The 18,083-nt window shown below is 74.8% G+C and carries 18 protein-coding genes; 14 read left to right on the forward strand and 4 right to left on the reverse strand.

Annotated features, from left to right (window positions below):
* Positions 1-15: 15 nt before the first annotated feature.
* From GC722_RS12135 to GC722_RS12175, 9 genes are all read left to right on the forward strand, one after another.
* Entirely contained in the window at positions 16-789 is a 774-nt protein-coding gene (locus tag GC722_RS12135; protein ID WP_197430086.1) for an MBL fold metallo-hydrolase, read from the forward strand.
* Between the two features lie 10 nt (positions 790-799).
* Entirely contained in the window at positions 800-1,567 is a 768-nt protein-coding gene (rph, locus tag GC722_RS12140) for a ribonuclease PH (protein ID WP_156610426.1), read from the forward strand.
* Positions 1,564-2,184 (forward strand): RdgB/HAM1 family non-canonical purine NTP pyrophosphatase, encoded by a 621-nt coding sequence (gene rdgB / locus GC722_RS12145; RefSeq protein WP_156610428.1) that lies wholly within the window; start codon positions 1,564-1,566, stop codon positions 2,182-2,184. Before rph ends, rdgB begins: the two co-directional genes overlap by 4 nt.
* The gene (locus GC722_RS12150) at positions 2,181-2,975 is read left to right on the forward strand and encodes a thymidylate synthase (protein ID WP_156610430.1); all 795 of its coding nucleotides are present in this window, start codon (positions 2,181-2,183) and stop codon (positions 2,973-2,975) included. The genes rdgB and GC722_RS12150 overlap by 4 nt, the downstream gene beginning before the upstream one ends.
* Entirely contained in the window at positions 2,975-3,502 is a 528-nt protein-coding gene (locus tag GC722_RS12155; RefSeq protein WP_156610432.1) for a dihydrofolate reductase, read from the forward strand. The genes GC722_RS12150 and GC722_RS12155 overlap by 1 nt, the downstream gene beginning before the upstream one ends.
* Positions 3,499-4,470, forward strand: a complete 972-nt coding sequence (locus tag GC722_RS12160; protein WP_197430088.1) for an ROK family protein — start codon at positions 3,499-3,501, stop codon at positions 4,468-4,470. Before GC722_RS12155 ends, GC722_RS12160 begins: the two co-directional genes overlap by 4 nt.
* Entirely contained in the window at positions 4,467-5,315 is an 849-nt protein-coding gene (locus GC722_RS12165; protein WP_156610436.1) for a class II fructose-bisphosphate aldolase, read from the forward strand. Before GC722_RS12160 ends, GC722_RS12165 begins: the two co-directional genes overlap by 4 nt.
* A 64-nt stretch (positions 5,316-5,379) precedes the next feature.
* On the forward strand, positions 5,380-6,507 hold the full coding sequence (locus GC722_RS12170; RefSeq protein ID WP_331714748.1) for a GTPase family protein: 1,128 nt from the start codon (positions 5,380-5,382) through the stop codon (positions 6,505-6,507).
* Positions 6,508-6,518: 11 nt separating this feature from the next.
* On the forward strand, positions 6,519-8,477 hold the full coding sequence (locus GC722_RS12175; RefSeq protein ID WP_156610438.1) for a penicillin-binding transpeptidase domain-containing protein: 1,959 nt from the start codon (positions 6,519-6,521) through the stop codon (positions 8,475-8,477).
* 1 nt (position 8,478) lies between these two features.
* Here the strand turns inward: GC722_RS12175 and GC722_RS12180 are convergent, their stop codons facing one another.
* The 3 genes from GC722_RS12180 to GC722_RS12190 all read right to left on the reverse strand — a co-directional run bounded on the left by GC722_RS12180 (position 8,479) and on the right by GC722_RS12190 (position 12,741).
* A complete protein-coding gene (locus GC722_RS12180; protein ID WP_197430089.1) occupies positions 8,479-9,084 on the reverse strand; it encodes a class I SAM-dependent methyltransferase in 606 nt (201 codons plus the stop codon).
* Positions 9,085-9,151: 67 nt separating this feature from the next.
* Positions 9,152-10,576 carry an HNH endonuclease signature motif containing protein gene (locus GC722_RS12185; protein ID WP_156610441.1) on the reverse strand — a complete coding sequence of 475 codons (1,425 nt, stop codon included), beginning with the start codon at positions 10,574-10,576 and terminating at the stop codon, positions 9,152-9,154.
* Positions 10,577-10,902: 326 nt separating this feature from the next.
* The gene (locus GC722_RS12190; protein ID WP_156610443.1) at positions 10,903-12,741 is read right to left on the reverse strand and encodes a glycoside hydrolase family 35 protein; all 1,839 of its coding nucleotides are present in this window, start codon (positions 12,739-12,741) and stop codon (positions 10,903-10,905) included.
* Between the two features lie 153 nt (positions 12,742-12,894).
* Here GC722_RS12190 and GC722_RS17795 point away from each other — a divergent pair, with 153 nt between their 5' ends.
* Positions 12,895-14,115, forward strand: coding sequence for a 4-alpha-glucanotransferase (locus GC722_RS17795; protein ID WP_197430091.1), 1,221 nt, complete (start codon positions 12,895-12,897; stop codon positions 14,113-14,115).
* Positions 14,116-14,126: 11 nt separating this feature from the next.
* On the opposite strand, the gene GC722_RS12200 is transcribed toward GC722_RS17795, so the two are convergent.
* Positions 14,127-14,894: an SDR family NAD(P)-dependent oxidoreductase gene (locus GC722_RS12200; RefSeq protein WP_156610445.1), complete on the reverse strand. Its 768-nt coding sequence runs from the start codon at positions 14,892-14,894 to the stop codon at positions 14,127-14,129.
* Positions 14,895-14,935: 41 nt separating this feature from the next.
* On the opposite strand from GC722_RS12200, the gene GC722_RS12205 reads away from it, so the two are divergent.
* From GC722_RS12205 to GC722_RS12220, 4 genes are all read left to right on the forward strand, one after another.
* On the forward strand, positions 14,936-15,697 hold the full coding sequence (locus GC722_RS12205) for a phosphoglyceromutase (protein WP_156610448.1): 762 nt from the start codon (positions 14,936-14,938) through the stop codon (positions 15,695-15,697).
* A 3-nt stretch (positions 15,698-15,700) separates the two neighbouring features.
* On the forward strand, positions 15,701-16,351 hold the full coding sequence (gene pyrE, locus GC722_RS12210) for an orotate phosphoribosyltransferase (protein ID WP_456298116.1): 651 nt from the start codon (positions 15,701-15,703) through the stop codon (positions 16,349-16,351).
* 125 nt (positions 16,352-16,476) lie between these two features.
* Positions 16,477-17,271 (forward strand): ABC transporter permease, encoded by a 795-nt coding sequence (locus tag GC722_RS12215; RefSeq protein WP_331714749.1) that lies wholly within the window; start codon positions 16,477-16,479, stop codon positions 17,269-17,271.
* Positions 17,264-18,082 carry an ABC transporter permease gene (locus GC722_RS12220; protein ID WP_331714750.1) on the forward strand — a complete coding sequence of 273 codons (819 nt, stop codon included), beginning with the start codon at positions 17,264-17,266 and terminating at the stop codon, positions 18,080-18,082. The genes GC722_RS12215 and GC722_RS12220 overlap by 8 nt, the downstream gene beginning before the upstream one ends.
* Position 18,083: the final 1 nt, after the last annotated feature.

Below are 18,083 nucleotides of genomic sequence, written 5' to 3' on the forward strand. Positions count from 1 at the left end.
CGTGGGGAGGCACCGGTGCTGACGCTGACCGTCGTGGGCTGCAGCGGCTCCGCCTCCGGCCCGGGCTCGCCCGCCTCCTGCTACCTGGTGCAGGCCACGGCCGGCGGAGCCGTCTACAGCCTCGTCCTCGACCTGGGGCCCGGCGCCTTCGGCCCGCTCACCCGCCACGTCGCGGCGGCCGAGGTGGACGCCATCGGGTTCAGCCACCTGCACGCCGACCACTGCGGCGACTTCGGCTCCTTCCACGTGGCGGCCCACTACGGCCCCGGCGCCCCGTTCCGCGCCGAGCTGCTGGGGCCGGCCGGGACCGCCGCCCGGCTGGGCCGGATGTACGAGGTCGACCTCGCCGACGTGGACGACTTCGCGGCCCGCTGGCCGGCGCGTGAGTGGCAGCCGGAGCAGCGGCTGGGTCCCCTCACGGTGCGCACCGTGCGGGTGCGGCACCCGGTGGAGGCCTACGCGGTGCGGGTCGAGCTGGCCGGGCGCAGCCTGGTCTACACCGGCGACACCGCCTGGTGCGAGCCGCTGGTGGAGCTCGCCACCGGCGCGGACGTGCTGCTCTGCGAGGCAGGCCACCCCACCGGCGTGGCCGCGACCCCGGGCGTCCACCTGACCCCGGCCGAGGCCGCGGAGCTGGCCCGGCGGGCCGGGGTGGGCACCCTGGTGCTGACCCACGTCTCGCCGTGGTTCGACGCCGGGGCCTTCCGCGCCGAGGCCGAGCAGCTGCTCGGCCGGGAGGTGCTGCTGGCCCGTCCCGGGGTGCGGCTGGCTGTCGGTGGGCACCGATAGGGTCGGGGCCATGAGCTCCGCGGACGCGTCACCCGGCCCCACCCGCCCCGACGGGCGGGCCGCCGACCAGCTGCGCGAGGTGCGCTTCACCCGCGGCTGGCTCGACCACGCCGAGGGCTCGGTGCTGGTCGAGTTCGGGGCGACCCGGGTGCTGGTGGCGGCCAGCGTCAGCGAGGGCGTGCCCCGCTGGCGGCGCGGCACCGGGCTGGGCTGGGTCACCGCCGAGTACGCCATGCTGCCCCGCGCCACCCACACCCGCTCCGACCGCGAGTCGGTCAAGGGCCGCATCGGCGGCCGCACCCACGAGATCAGCCGGCTGATCGGCCGCAGCCTGCGCGCGGTCATCGACTACAAGGCGCTGGGCGAGAACACCATCCAGCTCGACTGCGACGTGCTGCAGGCCGACGGCGGCACCCGCACCGCGGCGATCACGGGGGCCTTCGTGGCGCTCTCCGACGCCTGCCGCCACCTGGGCGGGCTGGGCGCCCTGGCCGGCGACCCGCTGACCGGCTCGGTGCAGGCGGTCTCGGTCGGGGTGGTCGGCGGCCAGCCGGTGCTCGACCTCAACTACACCGAGGACTCCGGCGCCGAGGTCGACCTCAACGTGGTGGTCGACGGCGAGGGACGCTTCGTCGAGGTGCAGGGCACGGCCGAGGGACGTCCGTTCGACCGCGCGGTGATGGACCAGCTGCTCGACCTCGGCGTCGCCGGCTGCGCCCGGCTCGCCGAGCTGCAGCGGCTGGCCCTCGACGGCCCGGCCACCCCGCGGCGCGGATGAGCCGCCCCCGGGTGGTGCTGGCCACCAACAACGCGAAGAAGCTCGCCGAGCTGCGCCGGGTCGTCGGCGACGGGGTCGAGGTGCTGGCGCTCGCCGACGTCGCGCCCTACCCCGAGCCGGCCGAGACCGAGCGCACCTTCGAGGGCAACGCGCTGCTCAAGGCCCGGGCCTGCGTGGCCGCCACCGGGCTGCCGGCGCTGGCCGACGACTCCGGGCTCGAGGTCGACGAGCTGGGCGGCATGCCCGGCGTCCGCTCCGCCCGGTGGGCCGGTCGCCACGGCGACGACGTGGCGAACCTGGAGCTCGTGCTGCGCCAGCTCGAGGACGTCCCCGCCGGACGGCGCACGGCCCGGTTCGTCTGCGCGGTGGCGCTGGCGCTGCCCGACGGCTCCGAGCACGTGCTGCGGCGGGTGTGGGAGGGGCGGCTCGCCACGGCGCCGGCCGGTGCCAACGGCTTCGGCTACGATCCGGTCTTCCTGCCCGAGGGTGCGGGCGGACGGACGGCGGCCCAGCTCAGCCCGGAGGAGAAGGACGCGGTGAGCCACCGCGGCCAGGCGGTGCGGGCGATGGCGCAGACGATGGCGCAGGTGCTGGGCACCGGAGGGGAGCGAGGATGAAGGCCTACCTGGAGCTGCTCGAGCGCGTGCTGCGCGAGGGCGTGGTCAAGAGCGACCGGACGGGCACCGGCACCCGCAGCGTCTTCGGCCACCAGATGCGCTTCGACCTGCGGGCCGGCTTCCCGCTGGTGACCACCAAGAAGGTCCACACCCGCTCGGTGTTCGGCGAGCTGCTGTGGTTCCTGCGCGGGTCGACCAACGTCGCCTGGCTGCACGAGAACCGCATCAGCATCTGGGACGAGTGGGCCGACGAGGACGGCGAGCTCGGCCCGGTCTACGGCCACCAGTGGCGCAGCTGGCCCACCCCCGACGGCGGCACGGTCGACCAGATCGCCGCGGTGGTCGAGTCGATCCGCACCAACCCCGACTCCCGGCGCCACGTGGTGTCGGCCTGGAACGTGGCCGACCTCGGCGAGATGGCGCTGCCGCCGTGCCACACCCTGTTCCAGTTCTACGTGGCCGAGGGCCGGCTGAGCTGCCAGCTCTACCAGCGCTCGGGCGACGTCTTCCTCGGCGTGCCGTTCAACATCGCCTCCTACGCGCTGCTCACCCACCTGGTGGCGCAGCTGACCGACCTCGAGGTGGGGGAGTTCGTCCACACCCTGGGCGACGCCCACCTGTACCTGAACCACGTCGAGCAGGCCGAGCTGCAGCTGACCCGCGAGCCGCGGCCGCTGCCCACGCTGCACCTCGACCCCTCGGTGCGCGACATCGACGCCTTCACCCTCGACCACATCCGGGTGGAGGGCTACGACCCCCACCCGGCCATCAAGGCCCCGATCGCCGTCTGATGGGCAGCACCGAGCAGACCGCGGCCGCCCCGGCCCGGCAGGTCGTCGCGGTCGCGGCGGTGGCCGCCAACGGCGTCATCGGCGACGGCCCCGACATCCCCTGGCACCTGCCGGGGGAGCAGGCCCGCTTCAGGCGGCTGACCACGCCGGGCGTGCTGGTGATGGGGCGGCGCACCTACGAGTCGATCGGCCGGCCGCTGCCGGGCCGGCGCACCGTCGTGCTGACGCGGGGTGGCTGGGCCCCGCCGGCCGAGCACGCCGACCGGGTCGAGGTCGCCGGCACCGCCGAGCAGGCGCTGGCGCTGGCCGGGCGCCACCCGGACCCGACGTTCGTGGTCGGCGGCGGTGAGGTGTACCGGCTGCTGTGGCCGTGGCTGACCGTCCTGGAGGTGACCGAGGTGCACCAGAACCCGCCGGGTGACGTGACGTTCCCCGAGATCGGACCGGAGTGGGTGGAGGTGTCCCGCGAGCAGCAGGGCACCCACTCCTACGTCCGCTGGGTCCGCCGCGAGGGGGCGGCGTCGTGAGCCCCCGCGCGGCGATCGGGCTGGACGTCGGCGGCACCGCGACCAAGGCGGTGGTCTGCGACGAGGACGGCTCGGTGCTGGCCCGCCACCAGCTGCCCACCCCCTACCGGGGTGCCGTCGGCCTGATGGACACCCTCGCCGAGGCCGTCGCCGCCCTCGAGCGGCAGGTGCCGGGCGTGCCGCTGGAGCCCACCGTGGGGCTGGCCGTGCCGGGGATCGTCGACGACACCCGCGGCGTGGCCGTCAAGGCCACCAACCTGGACTTCGCCGAGACCCCGCTGGCCGCGCAGCTGGCCGACCGGCTGGGGCGGCCGTCCCGGCTGGGCCACGACGTCCGCGCGGGCGGGGTGGCCGAGCTGCGCTGGGGAGCCGCGGCCGGGCACGAGTCGGTGATGTTCATCCCCGTCGGCACCGGCATCGCCACCGCCCTCGTGCTGGACGGCCGGGTCGTGGTCAGCGGCGGCTACGCCGGCGAGAACGGGCACGCGCTGATCCGCGACCCCGCCACCGGAGAGACGGTGCTGATGGAGCGGGTCGCCTCCGCCGCCGCGGTGGCCCGTCGCTGGAGCGAGCGCACGGGCCGGTCTGCCGCCGGCAGCCTCGACGTCTTCGCCGCCGCGGCCGAGGGCGACCCGGTGGCGGCCGCCGTCATCGACGAGGCGGTCACCGCCATGGCCGACGTGCTGGCCTGCCAGCTCACCCTGGTCGGGCCGATCCCGGTGGTGGTCGGCGGCGGCCTCAGCCGGGCCGGCGAGGCCTACCTGCAGCCGCTGCGCGAGGCCCTGGACGCCCGGCTGGTGCTGTCCGGCGCGCCGCCGGTGGTGCCCGCGCAGCTGGGCTCCTGGGCGGGTGCGATGGGCAGCGCCGCGCTGGCCCTGCAGGGTCCGACCCACCACCCCAGCAGCCCCCAGACGCCCAGCAACCCTCAGACGCCCAGCAACCCTCAGAGCAAGGAGCACTCCCGATGAGCGACCGAGCAGGGTTCCCGAGCCTCGCCGAGCTGGCCCGCGAGGCTGCCGCGCAGCGGGTGGGGCTGGGTGCGTTCAACGTCATCCAGCTCGAGCACGCCACCGCCCTGGTGCGGGCCGCCGAGCAGGTCGGACGTCCGGTGGTGCTGCAGATCAGCCAGAACGCCGCCCGGTACCACGGGGCGCTGGAGCCGGTGCTGCTCGCCACCCTCGCGGTGGCGCGGGCCGCCACCGTGCCGGTGGTGGTCCACCTCGACCACGCCGAGGACACCGACCTGGTCCGCCGGGCGGTCGAGCTCGGCGTGCACTCGGTGATGTACGACGGCTCCCACCTCGACTACGAGGCCAACGTGGCCAGCACGGCCGAGATGGTGGCCTTCTGCCACGCCGCCGGCGTCGGCATCGAGGCCGAGCTGGGTGAGGTCGGCGGCAAGGACGGCGTGCACGCCCCCGGTGCCCGCACCGACCCAGAGGAGGCCGCGGCCTTCGTCGAGGCGACCGGGGTCGACCTGCTGGCCGTTGCGGTCGGCTCCTCGCACGCCATGACCACCCGCGACGCCGTGCTCGACACCGAGCTCATCGCCGCCCTGGCCGAGCGGCTGCCGGTGCCGCTGGTGCTGCACGGCTCCTCCGGGGTCAGCGACGAGGGCATGCAGGCGGCGATCGCCGCCGGGATGACCAAGATCAACGTCTCCACCCACCTGAACAAGGTGATGACCGCCGCGGTGCGGGCCGTGCTCGAGGGTCCCGACGCGCCCGTCGACCCCCGGAAGTGGATGGCCCCCGGTCGCCAGGCCGTGCAGGACGAGGCGGCGCGCCTGCTGCGGCTGTACGCCGGCTCGTAGCCGTCGCCCGATTAGACTCCCCGTGCCCGGGGACCACCTCCGACCGGCGAGAGGACCAGCGCGCGTGCCAGCAGGAGACTTCTTCACCGAGTCCTTCCACGGCCGCTACGCCGAGGAGGCGGCCCGGATCGGCCGGTTCAACCTGGCCCTGTTCGGCAAGACCGGGGTGGGCAAGTCGACCCTGGTCAACGCCGTCTTCGGCGAGGAGGTGGCCCGCACCGGCATCGGCGAGCCGGTGACCGAGGGCTCCTCGCTCTACCTCGACAAGCGGGGCTTCCTCGGGCTGGTCGACACCAAGGGCCTCGAGCTGGGCCGTGACGACAAGGCCCTGCTCAAGGACGTCGACGAGATGGTCCGCAAGGGCCGCAAGCTGCCGCTCTCGGAGCAGGTGCACGTCGCCTGGTACTGCCTGCGGGGGCTGGACCGCCGCTTCGAGGACTCCGAGGCCGAGTTCGTCACCCACCTCGCCGGGCTCGGGCTGCCCGTGGTGGTGGTGCTCACCCAGGTGCCGATGCGCGACGGGGTCTACCACCCCGACGCGGTGGAGCTGGGCCGTCACATCATCGCCCGCGACCTGCCCATCGTCGACGGGCGCCCGCGTCTCGTCCAGGCCATGAGGGACCAGTTCACCGGTCAGCCGGCGCACGGCTTGATGGAGCTGCTCGATGCGACCTTTCGCGTTGCTCCCGAGGGTGTTGAAGGAGCGCTCACCGCAGCCCAGCAGATCGACGTGGACCGCAAGGCGAAGGTCGCGCAGGCCCACATCGGAGCCGCGGTGACCGCGGCCGCCGGAGCGGCGGCCGTGCCGATCCCGTTCAGCGACGCCGCCATGCTGGTGCCGCTGCAGCTGACGATGATGGCCCGGATCTCCCAGATCTACGGGCTGCGGGTGGAGCGGGCGGCGATGCTCGCCGTGGCGTCCTCGGCCGCGGCCACGGCCGGCGGGCGGGCCCTGGTGACCAACCTGCTCAAGTTCGTGCCCGGGGCCGGCTCGGTGGCCGGCGGCGTGATCGGCGCCGGCGTCGCCAGCGGGATCACGCTCGCCATGGGCCAGGCCTGGCTGGTGGTGTGCCAGCGCGCGGCCGCCGGGAAGCTCGAGACGGTCAACGGGGTGATCGACTCCGAGGCGGCGCAGCGGCTGTTCCGCAGCGAGCTCAGCAAGCACCTGCCGAAGGTGCGGGGAGAGAAGTGAGGAGAGCGGCGGTGGCAGGATCCGGCGGAGGGTCGCGGCGGCGCGGGAGCGTGCTCGCCGCCGGGCTGGCGCTGACGCTGGCGGTGAGCGGCTGCTCGCTGCTGGCCGACCGCACCAAGCCCGACGAGACGCTGACGCTGCTGACCGACGCGCTGAGCCGCGGCGACCTGTCCGGGGTGCCGATCACGCCCGAGACCCAGCCCGAGGCGGCGCGGCTGCCCGCCGTGCTCGAGCAGCTGGACGGTCTGCGCCCCCACGTCACCTTCACCACCACCACCGTCGACCAGGGGCGGACCCGCAGCCGCGGGGTGCTGGAGTACACCTGGCAGGTCCGCCCGGACTCCGAGCCGTGGCGCTACGCCACCGACGTCGAGCTGGTCAAGAACGCCGAGACCGACTGGCAGGTGGTGTGGACACCGGCGGCGCTCGCCCCCGGGCTGGGTGAGGGCGAGGTGCTCGACACCCGGCGTGCCGACGCCGCCCGCGCCGACGTGCTCGGCGCCGACGACGAGCCGCTGGTCACCATGCGCGACGTGGAGCGGGTGGGGCTGGACAAGTCCCAGGTGCGCCCCGAGCAGCAGGAACGCTCCGCCCGGCGGCTGGCCGAGCTGCTCGAGATCGACGCCGACAACTTCGTCGCCGCGGTGGAGGCCAACGGCGAGCAGGCCTTCGTCGAGGGCCTGGTGGTCCGGGCCTCGGAGGTGCAGACCGTGAGCAGGCTGCGCCGCTCGATCGGTGACATCCCCGGTGCCCGGCTGGTCCCCGACACCCGCCCCCTGGCGCCGAGCCGCGACTTCGCCCGGCCGGTGCTGGGCGTGGCCGGGCCGGCCACCCAGGAGGTCATCGAGGCCTCCGACGGCGACCTGGCCCCCGGTGACTTCGCGGGGCTGTCGGGGCTGCAGGCCCGCTACGACGACCAGCTCCGCGGCACCCCCGGCGTGCAGGTGGTGGCCGAACCGGCCGAGGGTGAGGGCGAGGAGCAGGGCGGCGGGGGCCAGGGCGGCGAGGCGGAGGAGGAGGTGCTCTTCGTGCTGCCCGCCGAGGACGGCACGCCGCTGCGGCTCACCCTGGACGAGCGGGCGCAGCTCGTGGCCGACAGCATCCTGGTCGACCAGGACACCCCGGCCGGGCTGGTCGCCATCCAGCCCTCCACCGGCGACATCCTGGCCGTCTCCTCCAGCCCGGCCGCCGACGGGTTCTCCACCGCCACCCAGGGCCAGTACCCACCGGGGTCGACGTTCAAGATCGTCACCGCGCTGGCGCTGATGCGCACCGGGATGACTCCCGACGACGCGGTGGAGTGCTCGCGCACGGTCACCGTCGACGGCCGGGAGTTCACCAACTACGACGACTACCCGGCCTCCGCGCTGGGGCGGGTCAGCCTGGAGCGGGCGTTCGCCCACTCCTGCAACACCGCGCTGGCCCGGCTGCACGAGCGGGTCGGCGAGAACGGCCTGCAGACCGCGGCCAAGACGCTGGGAATCAACACCGACGCCGACCTCGGCTACCCGTTCACCCTGGGCACCGTGCCGCCGGCCGAGAGCGAGACCGAGCAGGCGGCGATGATGTTCGGCCAGGGCCGGATCACCACGAACGCCCTGGGGATCGCCACGGTGGCCGCCTCCGTGGCGGCAGGGCAGCGGGTGACGCCCAACCTGCTGGCCGAGGGGGCTGAGAACCCCGAGAAGGTGGCCGAGCCGCTCACCGGTGCCGAGCAGGAGGGTCTCAAGCGGCTGATGCGGGCGGTGACCACCGAGGGCAGCGGCCGGTTCCTGCAGTCCCTCGAGGGCGAGCCGGTGTACTCCAAGACGGGGACGGCCGAGTACGGCGAGGAGGACCCGCCGAAGACCCACGGCTGGATGGTCGCCTTCCAGGGTGACATCGCGGTGGCGGTCTTCGTCGAGGGCGGGGAGAGCGGGTCCGGGTCGGCCGGGCCGCTGCTGGAGGAGTTCCTGGCCGAGTGGCGCTGAGTCAGCAGCGGTCGGGCTCGGTCTCCGCGACCGCGAGGTAGCGGTCGTCGGTGACCGGCCTTCCCCAGTAGTCAGGGTTGTCCAGCGGCTCCACCGTGGGCTGCAGCCCCGCCCGGCGGAGGAGGGCCGTGGTCTCGTCGCGGCTGAGGCCTGCTCCGGTGGACCAGCGGCCCTCGACGAGCAGCAGGCGGCCGCGGGGGCGGAGGAGCTCGACCCACCGGCCGAGCGCCGCGTCGGGCTCGGACAGGGCCCACAGCAGGTGCCGGCACATCACCACGTCGTAGCCGTGCGGGCTCAGCGGTGGGTCTGCGGCGTCGCCCAGGTGGAGGGTGACGCCGGGGAGGCCGGCCGTCTTGGCGCGGGCGACCGCCAGCATGCTGGGGGAGAAGTCGACGCCGTCCACGGTGTGGCCGAGCTCCGCGGCGAGCACGGCCAGGCTGCCGGTCCCGCAGCCGAGGTCGGCGATCCGTGCCGGGGCGGGAGGCAGCGTCCGGCGCAGCAGCTCGGCCCAGGCGGTCCGGACGGCGGGATCGCGCAGTCCGTGGTCGGCGGAGTCGTCGAAGGTCGCGGCCTCCCGGTCCCAGGTGCGGGCGTCCTGCTCTTCCACGCTCCGACGGTAGCCGGGCGCGGTGGCGCGCTGGCAGGGCACGAGCGCAAGTGGTGGAAGAGCGCGGTCAGCCGGTCGGGACCGGTTGTCGGGCCGGGTCCAGCAGGGCCTGAGGTGCTGGTCGAGGTCGCGGGGCCGGCGGCGCGCCACCCCTGACCTCGACGGTCCCGTCGGGCCCACGTGCGTAGCCGTGCCCGTGCGGGCTCCGCCACAGGTAGCGACCCGGCCCGAGGACGTGGTAGCTCCAGCCGGCGAAGGTCTTGAGCCGGTGGTGGCGCCGGCACAGCGGGGCCAGGTTGTCGGTGGCGGTGGTGCCGCCGGCGGCGAAGGGGACGATGTGGTCGGCGTCGGTCGACCACGCCGGCTCCCCGTCCGCCCGGTGGGTGCGTCGTGGGTGGGGGTGGGCCGGTCGGCTGCACCAGGGGAAGACGCAGGTCCGGTCGCGCAGGGCGATGTGCTCGCGGATCCGCTCGGGCACCTCGTACCCCGCCACGGTGACCGTCTCGTTGAGGTCGATAACCGGTCGGACGGTGATCCGGGTGCCGGGGCGGCCGCACCAGTCGCGGATCTGCCCGGCGGTGACCGGGGTGCCGGTGTTGCCCACCCACCCCGGGGCGGTGCCTGACGCGAGGGACTCCGCGGGCAGGTGCAGGTACAGCGTCACGGGTACCCGCGGTCGCGGTACCGGCGCCCCAGCACCCTCGGACGGAGTGGCGGGCTCGCTGTCGGAGGAGGTGGTGAGGTCGAGGGCGGGTTGGCGGCGGGCGAGCTCGCCGACGGCCATCGACCGGCGGACGTCGAGGGAGGCCTGGCAGCCGGCGTCGGCGAGGGCTTGGGCGCCGTCGGTGACGGCGGCGTCGAGGTCGAGGGCGTCGGGCAGGTCGAGCCAGCCGGTCACCTCGGCCAGGCCGTGCTGGTGGCCGGTGGTGTCGTGGTGGATGTCGAACCGGCGGCCGTCGGCGGCGGCCAGCCGCTGCCGTTCGGCCTCCTCGGGCATGAACCGCAGGATGGCGGCGGTGATGAGCCGGTCGAGCTGGGTGGGTCCGATGCGGCCCACCACGGCGGCGACCTGGGCGTCCACGAACTCCGCCGCATCACGGCTGAGGGGGATGGTGCGGGCGGCGACCCGGCGGGCCTGCCAGGCCGGCACCACGCCCCGGTGCACCTGCGCCCACAGCCGGGGCAGCCGGTGCCGCAGCTCGAGCGCCTGGCCGAGCAGCGCCTGCCCCGCGTCGGTGGAGCAGTGCAGCGCGGCGGCGAGCTCGGCCACGCAGGAGGCGTCCACCGCGGGCGTACCCTCACCGGCCAGCGGGACCCCGGTGTCGTAGCCGCGGTGGCTGGCGGTGGCAGCCAGCCCCTCGTCCACCACCGGGTGGAGGTCGGCCCAGACGACCGCCTGGCGCAGCAGCCCGGCGGCCGCCGCCTCCTCCGCCTCGCGCAGCGCGCGCACGTCGGCCAGCACGGTGGCGGCGTCGCTGCGGGTCTTGCTCACGACCTCAATCTAGGGACCGCCTCTGACAGTTCTGCTGCCGTGAGCCGCCCACCGCGACCCGGCATCCGCTGGGACGCCGAGCAGCTGACCCGCGCGGTGCCCGGCCGGACCATCGCCCGCGCCGTCCCGGTGGCCGCCGCTGCGTCACTCCTGCTGTGCACGCCTGGCCCGCGCTGGACGGCGGAGGAACAGCCCTCCAGCCCGGACCTCGCTGCCGCACCATCCCCGTCGCTGCCGGACGTGACGTCGACGCGACGGTCACCCGCGCCGAGGGAGACGGCACCCGTCCGGACCACCGAGGTGGCCGGCACACCGTCCTCGCCCGCTCAGGACGCCGGGGCGCTCTCGGCAGGCCCCAGCCGGGGCTCGTCCAGCACCTGCAGCCGCCGGCCCGGACGCACCAGCTCGCACACCACGACCTCGTTGACCCCGGTCCGCCACAGCGGCGCGGGGGCGTAGAGCGCCTGGGTGGGACCAGCCGGGTTCCAGTACCGGCCCAGGTTGAAGCCGTTGAGGAACAGGTAGCCGTGGTGGCCGTCCGGCACCGACAGCCAGGCGTCGGCGGGGGAGTCGACCTCGAGCTCCACCCGCTGGAAGCAGGGCCCGTCGGTCCTGCCGTCCGCCGCCGCCGACCAGTCCAGCTCGGGCAGCTCGGTCAGGTCCAGCCCCTGCGCGCTCCAGCCGAACAGGTGCTGGTACGACAGCCGCGCCGAGTGCAGCCCCTTGCGGTCGCCGAGCAGCGGGCCGAAGTTCACCCGCCCCAGGCTGGCCACCACCACGTCCAGCTGGGAGGTGCCGGCGGCCACGTCGAGCTCCACCCGGTCGACGAACGCCGGGTCCACCCGCAGCTGCGACACCAGCCCTTGCTGCTGCTGCCCGTCCGGCCCGGTGAGCCGGACCGCGGCCAGGTCGCCCACACCCGGCAGGGTCAGCGTCGCCTGCTCCGGGCCGGCGACCTCGGTCCGGTAGCGGACCACCCCGTGGTGGATCCCCAGGTCCTCCATGGACGGCGGCGCGGCGGCCCGCACCGGCGCCACGGCGTCCAGCACCTGCTCCAGGCCCAGCACCGGGCCAGTCAGCTCCACGTCCCGCGGTCGCTGCCGGGGCGCCGGGGCCGGCGGCTCGGGCAGCTCGCGTCCGGTGCGGGCGGCCACCACCTCCCGGAACGCCCAGAACTTCGGGGTCAGCGTGCCGTCCTCGGCGATCGGGGCGTCGTAGTCGTAGCTGCTCACCGTGGGCTGCAGGGTGCCGTCGTCGGCGGCGTTGGCGCCGGCCCAGACCCCGAAGCTGGTCCCGCCGTGGCCCATGTAGAAGTTCACCGAGTGCCCGCCGGCCAGCATGGTGTCGAGCTCGGCCGCGGCGTCCTGGGCGTCGCGGACGTGGTGCGGGCCACCCCAGTGGTCGAACCAGCCGTTCCAGAACTCCATCACCATGGTCGGGGTGCCCGGCCGCTCGGCGAGGAGGGTCGAGAACGCCTGGGTCGAGCGGGAGCCGAAGTTGACCGTGGCCAGCACGTCGTCGAGCGTGCCGCCGCGCAGCATCAGGCTGCTGGGCCCGTCGGAGGTGAACAGCAGCTCGGTGATGCCGCGCGCCCGCAGGCCGTCGGCCAGGTGCTGCAGGTAGCCGCGGTCGTCGCCGAAGCTGCCGTACTCGTTCTCCACCTGCACGGCCACCACCGGCCCGCCCTGCGACACCTGCCGGGAGCCGATCACCGGGATCAGCCGGTCGAACCAGGCGTCGACGTGCCGGAGCCAGGCCGGGTCCGCGGTGCGCAGGTTCACCCCGCGCTCGCGGGTGCGCAGCCCCTCCTCGGCGAGCAACCAGGACGGCAGCCCGCCGAGGTCCCACTCGGCGCAGATGTAGGGGCCGGGACGCACCAGCACGTCGAGGCCCTGCCGCCCCGCCTCGTCCAGGAACGCGCCGAGGTCCCGGTCGCCGGTGAGGTCCGGCTCGGCGTCGGGTCGGCGCACGTGGAAGTTCCAGGCGACGTAGGTCTCCACCGTGTTGCAGCCCATCGCCGCCAGCCGCTGCAGCCGGTCCCCCCACAGCGCCCGGGGGACCCGGAAGTAGTGCAGCGCACCGGAGACGATGGTGTGGGGCTGGCCGTCGCGCAGGAAGCGGCCCGGGCCGCCGTCCTCGCTCACCGCGAGGTCGAGGAAGGTCATGGGCCCCGATCCTGCCAGGGCCCGGGGTGCGGCCGCCTCCGGTCCGCATGCTGCCGGGGTGCGGGGAACGGGTGACCCGGCTCCGCACCGGCGCGCACCTGGGCCCGACGCCCCGGAGGCGGCTGGGGCGGGGCCACGTGGCAGGCTTCCGGCATGCTTCCCGAGCGCGCCAGCGGCGTCCAGCTGCACATCACCTCCCTGCCCGACGGCCGGCTGGGCCCCTCCGCCCGGGAGTTCGTCGACTGGCTCGCCGCGGCCGGCCAACGGGTGTGGCAGGTGCTGCCGGTCTCGGTGCCCGACGAGCACGGCTCGCCCTACGCCTCCCCGTCGGCCTTCGCGGCCTGGCCCGCGCTGCTGGAGCACCCCGACGCGCCGGTGACGGAGGAGGAGCTGGCCGCCTTCGTGGCCGAGCAGTCCTACTGGACGGAGTCCTGGCGGGCCGCCGGCGGTGACCTGGCCGACCAGGTCCGCTTCGACCGCGAGTGGGCCGAGCTGCGCCGCTACGCCGCCGGGCGCGGGGTGCAGGTGCTGGGCGACGTCCCGATCTACGTCGCCCCGGGCAGCGCCGACGCCCGCGCCTGGCCGGGGCTGTTCCGCGACGACGCGGTGGCCGGGGTGCCGCCGGACGCCTTCTCCGAGACCGGGCAGCTGTGGGGCAACCCTCTCTACGACTGGGACGCCCTCGCCGCCGACGGCTACCGCTGGTGGGTGGAGCGGCTGCGCCGCAGCTTCGCGCTGTTCGACCTCGTCCGGCTCGACCACTTCCGCGGCTTCTCCGCCTACTGGGCGGTGCCGGCGGGCGACCCCACCGCCGAGAACGGCCGCTGGGAGACCGGCCCGGGCCGGGCTGTCTTCGACGCCGCCGCCGCCGAGCTGGGGCCGCTGCCGGTGCTGGCCGAGGACCTCGGCGACATCGACGAGCCGGTGGTGCGGCTGCGGCGCGACCTCGGCTTCGCCGGCATGGCCGTGCTGCAGTTCGCCTTCAACCCCGACGACGAGGACGAGTCCCACGAGCCGGAGAACCTCGAGCACAACCAGGTCGTCTACACCGGCACCCACGACAACGACACGGTGGTGGGCTGGTGGACCGAGCTGCCCGAGCGACGCCGCCGCGAGGTCCGCAGGGCGTGGCGCGCCGCGGGCGTCCGCTCCGGTGAGGACGAGCCCGCCTGGGCGATGATCGAGCTCGCCCAGGCCTCGCCGTGCCGGATCGCCATGGCCCAGGTCCAGGACGTCCTCGGCCTCGGCAGCGAGGCCCGGATGAACACGCCCGGCACCGCGGCCACCTGGTCGTGGCGGCTGGAGCCCGGTCAGCTCACCGGCGAGCACGCCCGCCGGCTGCGGCAGGTCACCGAGGCGGCCGGCCGCTGCTGAGCCGCCGGCGCTCAGCCCTGGGCGGGCTGCTCCCGGTGCACCTTGTGCTGGGCCGCCTGCGCCCGGGGCCGCACCACCATCCGGTCGATGTTGACGTGGGAGGGCAGCGAGGACACCCACCGCACGCACTCGGCGACGTCCTCGGCCGTCAGCGGTTCGGCGACCCCGGCGTAGACGGCCGCCGCCCGCTCGGCGTCCCCGCCGTACCGGGTCAGGCTGAACTCCTCGGTGGCCACCATGCCGGGGGCGATCTCGACCACCCGCACCGGGTCGGCGACGATCTCCAGCCGCAGCGCGCCCACGACGGCCCGCTCGGCCGACTTGGCCGCGTTGTAGCCCGCGCCCCCCTCGTAGCTGGCGTCGGCCGCGGTGGAGGTGATGAACACGACTTGGCCGCGGCCCCGGCGCAGCGCCGGCAGCAGCGCCTTGGTGACCCGGCCGGCGCCGACCACGTTGGTCTCGTACATCCGCTGCCAGGCCTCGAAGTCGGCCTCGGCGACCGGCTCCTGCCCGAACGCGCCGCCGGCGTTGTTGACCAGCAGGGCGCAGCTCGGCCCCACCGCCTCGGCGAGGGCGGCCACGTCGGCGGGGGAGGTGACGTCGCAGCGCAGCGCGGTCCCGCCGATCTCCTCGGCGAGGGCGCGGACCCGCTCCTCACGTCGGGCGGCGCAGACGACGGCGAACCCCTCGCCGGCGAGGGCGCGGGCGGTGGCCGCGCCGATGCCGCTGCTGGCGCCGGTCACCACGGCGGTCGGTCGGGTGGTCTCGGAAGCAGGCATGGCCCGATTCTGGCGCACCTCCAGCCACTAGAGTTCCGCGCATGAGCGAACGAGCGAACCTGGTCCTGCTCCGTCACGGCGAGAGCGAGTGGAACGCCAAGAACCTGTTCACCGGCTGGGTCGACGTCGACATCAACGACAAGGGCGCGGCCGAGGCCGCCCGCGGCGGCCAGCTGCTGGCCGAGCAGGGGCTGCTGCCGGACGTGGTGCACACCTCGGTGCTGCTCCGGGCCATCCACACCGCCAACATCGCGCTGGCGGCGTGCGGGCGGCACTGGATCGAGACCAAGCGCTCCTGGCGGCTCAACGAGCGCCACTACGGCGCCCTGCAGGGCAAGGACAAGGCGGCGACCCTGGCCGAGTTCGGCGAGGAGCAGTTCATGACCTGGCGGCGCTCCTACGACACCCCGCCGCCGCAGATCGAGGTCGACGACGAGTTCTCCCAGTTCGACGACCCCCGCTACGCCGCGCTGCCCACCGAGGCCCGTCCCCGCACCGAGTGCCTGGCCGACGTCGTGGTGCGGATGATCCCCTACTGGTACGACGCGATCGTGCCCGACCTGCGCGCGGGCCGGACGGTGCTGGTCGCCGCCCACGGCAACTCGCTGCGGGCCCTGGTCAAGCACCTCGACGGCATGAGCGACGAGGCCGTGGTCGGGCTCAACATCCCCACGGGCATCCCGCTGCTCTACGAGCTGGACGCCGACATGCGCCCCCTCACCCCGGGCGGGCGCTACCTCGACCCCGAGGCGGCCCGCGCCTCGATCGAGGCGGTCAAGAACCAGGGCAAGCAGAAGAAGTAGCCGGTGGCCCTGCAACCGCACCAGCGGGAGTTCATCGCCTTCGCCATCGAGCACGGGGTGCTCCGCTTCGGCGAGTTCACCCTCAAGTCCGGGCGCCGCTCGCCGTACTTCTTCAACGCCGGCCAGTTCGACTCCGGCGCCACCCTGGCCGGGCTGGGCCGCTTCTACGCCGCCGCCGTCGTCTCGGCCGGCGTCGAGGCCGACATGCTGTTCGGGCCCGCCTACAAGGGCATCCCGCTGGTCTCGGCCACGGCCGTCCAGCTGCACGAGCAGCACGGCCGCGACCTGCCCTGGGCCTTCAACCGCAAGGAGGCCAAGGACCACGGCGAGGGCGGCACCATCGTCGGGCGCCCGCTGGCCGGGCGGGTGCTGGTGGTGGACGACGTCATCACCGCCGGCACCGCGATCCGCGAGGCGGTGGAGATCGTCGGCGCGGCCGGGGCCGAGCTCGCCGGCATCGTGGTGGCCATCGACCGGCAGGAGCGCGGCCGCGGCGAGCTCTCGGCGATCCAGGAGGTCGAGCTGCAGCACGGCTGCCCGGTGCTGGCCATCGTCACCCTCGACCAGGTGCTGGAGCACCTCACCGAGACGGGGCAGCACGCCGAGCACCTGCCGGCGCTGCAGGCCTACCGCGCCGAGTACGGCACCGCCTGAGAAAGGGCGTTGACCCCGCCCGGGGAGCGGAGTAGGTTCCTGCGCTTGTGTCCCTGATCACACCGGCGCGCCCACCGGCGGCCCCCAGGTGGTCGACCGGGACGTGGCTGGTCGGGACGTGGCTGGTGGGGACGTGGCAGCTGGTCCGCGCCGGCTTCCGCCAGCAGTCGCAGTACCGGCTGGCCATGGTGGCCGGGCTGGCCACCAACTGCGTCTTCGGGTTCATCCGGGCCTCCGTGCTGCTCGCCGCCCTGGACGCCTCCACCGGCGCCTTCGCCGGCTACACCCGCGAGAGCCTGGCCGCCTACGTGTGGATCTCCCAGGCGCTGCTCGGCGCGGTCCTGCTGATGGTGCCGACCACGGCGGTGGGGGAGCGTATCAAGACCGGCGACATCGCGGTGGACTTCCTGCGCCCGGTGTCGCTGCTGGCCGGGCACCTGTGGATGGCGCTCGGGCGCGGGCTGTTCACGCTGCTGCCCCGCGGCGTGCCGGCGGTGGTGGTGGGGACGCTGACGGTCGGCTGGTTCCTGCCCGGCGGGGTCGCGCCCTACCTGCTGGGGGCGGTCAGCGTGGTGCTGGCCGTGGCCGGCTCCTACCTGGGGGCCCACTGCGTGGCGCTGGCCGGCTTCTGGCTGGTCGAGACCCGGGGGCTGAACGCGTTGTACGGCATCGTGGCCACCTTCCTGGCCGGGCTCTTCGTGCCCGTCGACCTGTTCCCGGGCTGGCTGCGCGGCCTGGCCGCGCTGACCCCGTTCCCCACCTTCCTGCAGTACCCGGTGGACGTCCTCAGCGGGCGGGTGGTCGGCCTCGACGCCTGGTCGCACCTGGCCACCCAGGCGGGCTGGCTGCTGGGGATGCTGCTGCTGGCCCAGCTGCTGGCCACCCTCGGACGCCGGCACCTGGAGGTGCAGGGTGGCTGAGACGACCTGGCGGGCCGACCTGACCGCCTACCGCGCCGTGCTGGGCTCGCGGGTGCGCGCCCAGGCCTCCTACCGGACGTCCTTCGCCACCGACCTGGCCACCGCCTTCCTGGTCGGGGTGGTCGAGCTGGCCGAGACCTGGGTGGTGTTCTCCCAGGTGGACGTCCTGGGCGGGCTCTCCTTCGCCGCGGTGCTGCTGGTGTTCGGGCTGAGCAACATCTGCTTCGCCACCGCCGACCTGGTGGTCGGGCACCTGGACCGGCTGCCCCGCTACATCCAGGCGGGCACCATCGACGTGTTCTACCTGCGGCCGCAGCCGCTGCTGGCCCAGCTGGTCACCTCCGAGATCAGCCTGCGACGGCTGACCCGGATCGGGGTCGGGGTGATCGCGCTGGTGTGGGGGCTGTCGGTCAACGACGTCCCCGACCCCGCGCGCGCGGCCGCCGTGGTGGCGCTCAGCCTGGTCTTCGGCACCGTGGTGTTCGCCGCGCAGTTCGTCACCGCGGCCGGCTGCCAGTTCTGGCTGGTCAACGGGGCGGAGCTGACCAACTCCTTCACCTACGGCAGCTCCTACGCCGCCAGCCAGCCCGCCTCGGTCTTCGGCACCGTGCTCAAGCTCACCTTCGGCTACCTGGTGCCGGCCGCCTTCGTGGGCTACCTGCCCACCCTGGTCGTCCTCGGGCTGCCCGGCCCGAGCCTGCTGCCGGCCTGGCTCGCCTGGTGCCTGCCGCTGGCCGCGCTGTGGTCCTGCCTGGTCGCCGGGCTCGTCTGGCGCGCCGGGGTGCGTCACTACCAGGGAGCAGGAGGCTGAG

It is taken from the genome of Auraticoccus cholistanensis, assembly GCF_009742705.1.
Classification (GTDB): domain Bacteria; phylum Actinomycetota; class Actinomycetes; order Propionibacteriales; family Propionibacteriaceae; genus Auraticoccus; species Auraticoccus cholistanensis.

Excerpts from the sequence above, each read along its gene's own strand:
- GC722_RS12165 (WP_156610436.1), top strand. The coding sequence starts at position 4,467 with ATGAGCGACCGAGCAGGGTTCCCGAGCCTCGCCGAGCTGGCCCGCGAG.
- GC722_RS12190 (WP_156610443.1), bottom strand. The coding sequence starts at position 12,741 with ATGACCTTCCTCGACCTCGCGGTGAGCGAGGACGGCGGCCCGGGCCGC.
- GC722_RS12205 (WP_156610448.1), top strand. The coding sequence starts at position 14,936 with ATGAGCGAACGAGCGAACCTGGTCCTGCTCCGTCACGGCGAGAGCGAG.
- GC722_RS12155 (WP_156610432.1), top strand. The coding sequence starts at position 2,975 with ATGGGCAGCACCGAGCAGACCGCGGCCGCCCCGGCCCGGCAGGTCGTC.
- rph (WP_156610426.1), top strand. The coding sequence starts at position 800 with ATGAGCTCCGCGGACGCGTCACCCGGCCCCACCCGCCCCGACGGGCGG.
- GC722_RS17795 (WP_197430091.1), top strand. The coding sequence starts at position 12,895 with ATGCTTCCCGAGCGCGCCAGCGGCGTCCAGCTGCACATCACCTCCCTG.
- GC722_RS12200 (WP_156610445.1), bottom strand. The coding sequence starts at position 14,894 with ATGCCTGCTTCCGAGACCACCCGACCGACCGCCGTGGTGACCGGCGCC.
- rdgB (WP_156610428.1), top strand. The coding sequence starts at position 1,564 with ATGAGCCGCCCCCGGGTGGTGCTGGCCACCAACAACGCGAAGAAGCTC.
- GC722_RS12150 (WP_156610430.1), top strand. The coding sequence starts at position 2,181 with ATGAAGGCCTACCTGGAGCTGCTCGAGCGCGTGCTGCGCGAGGGCGTG.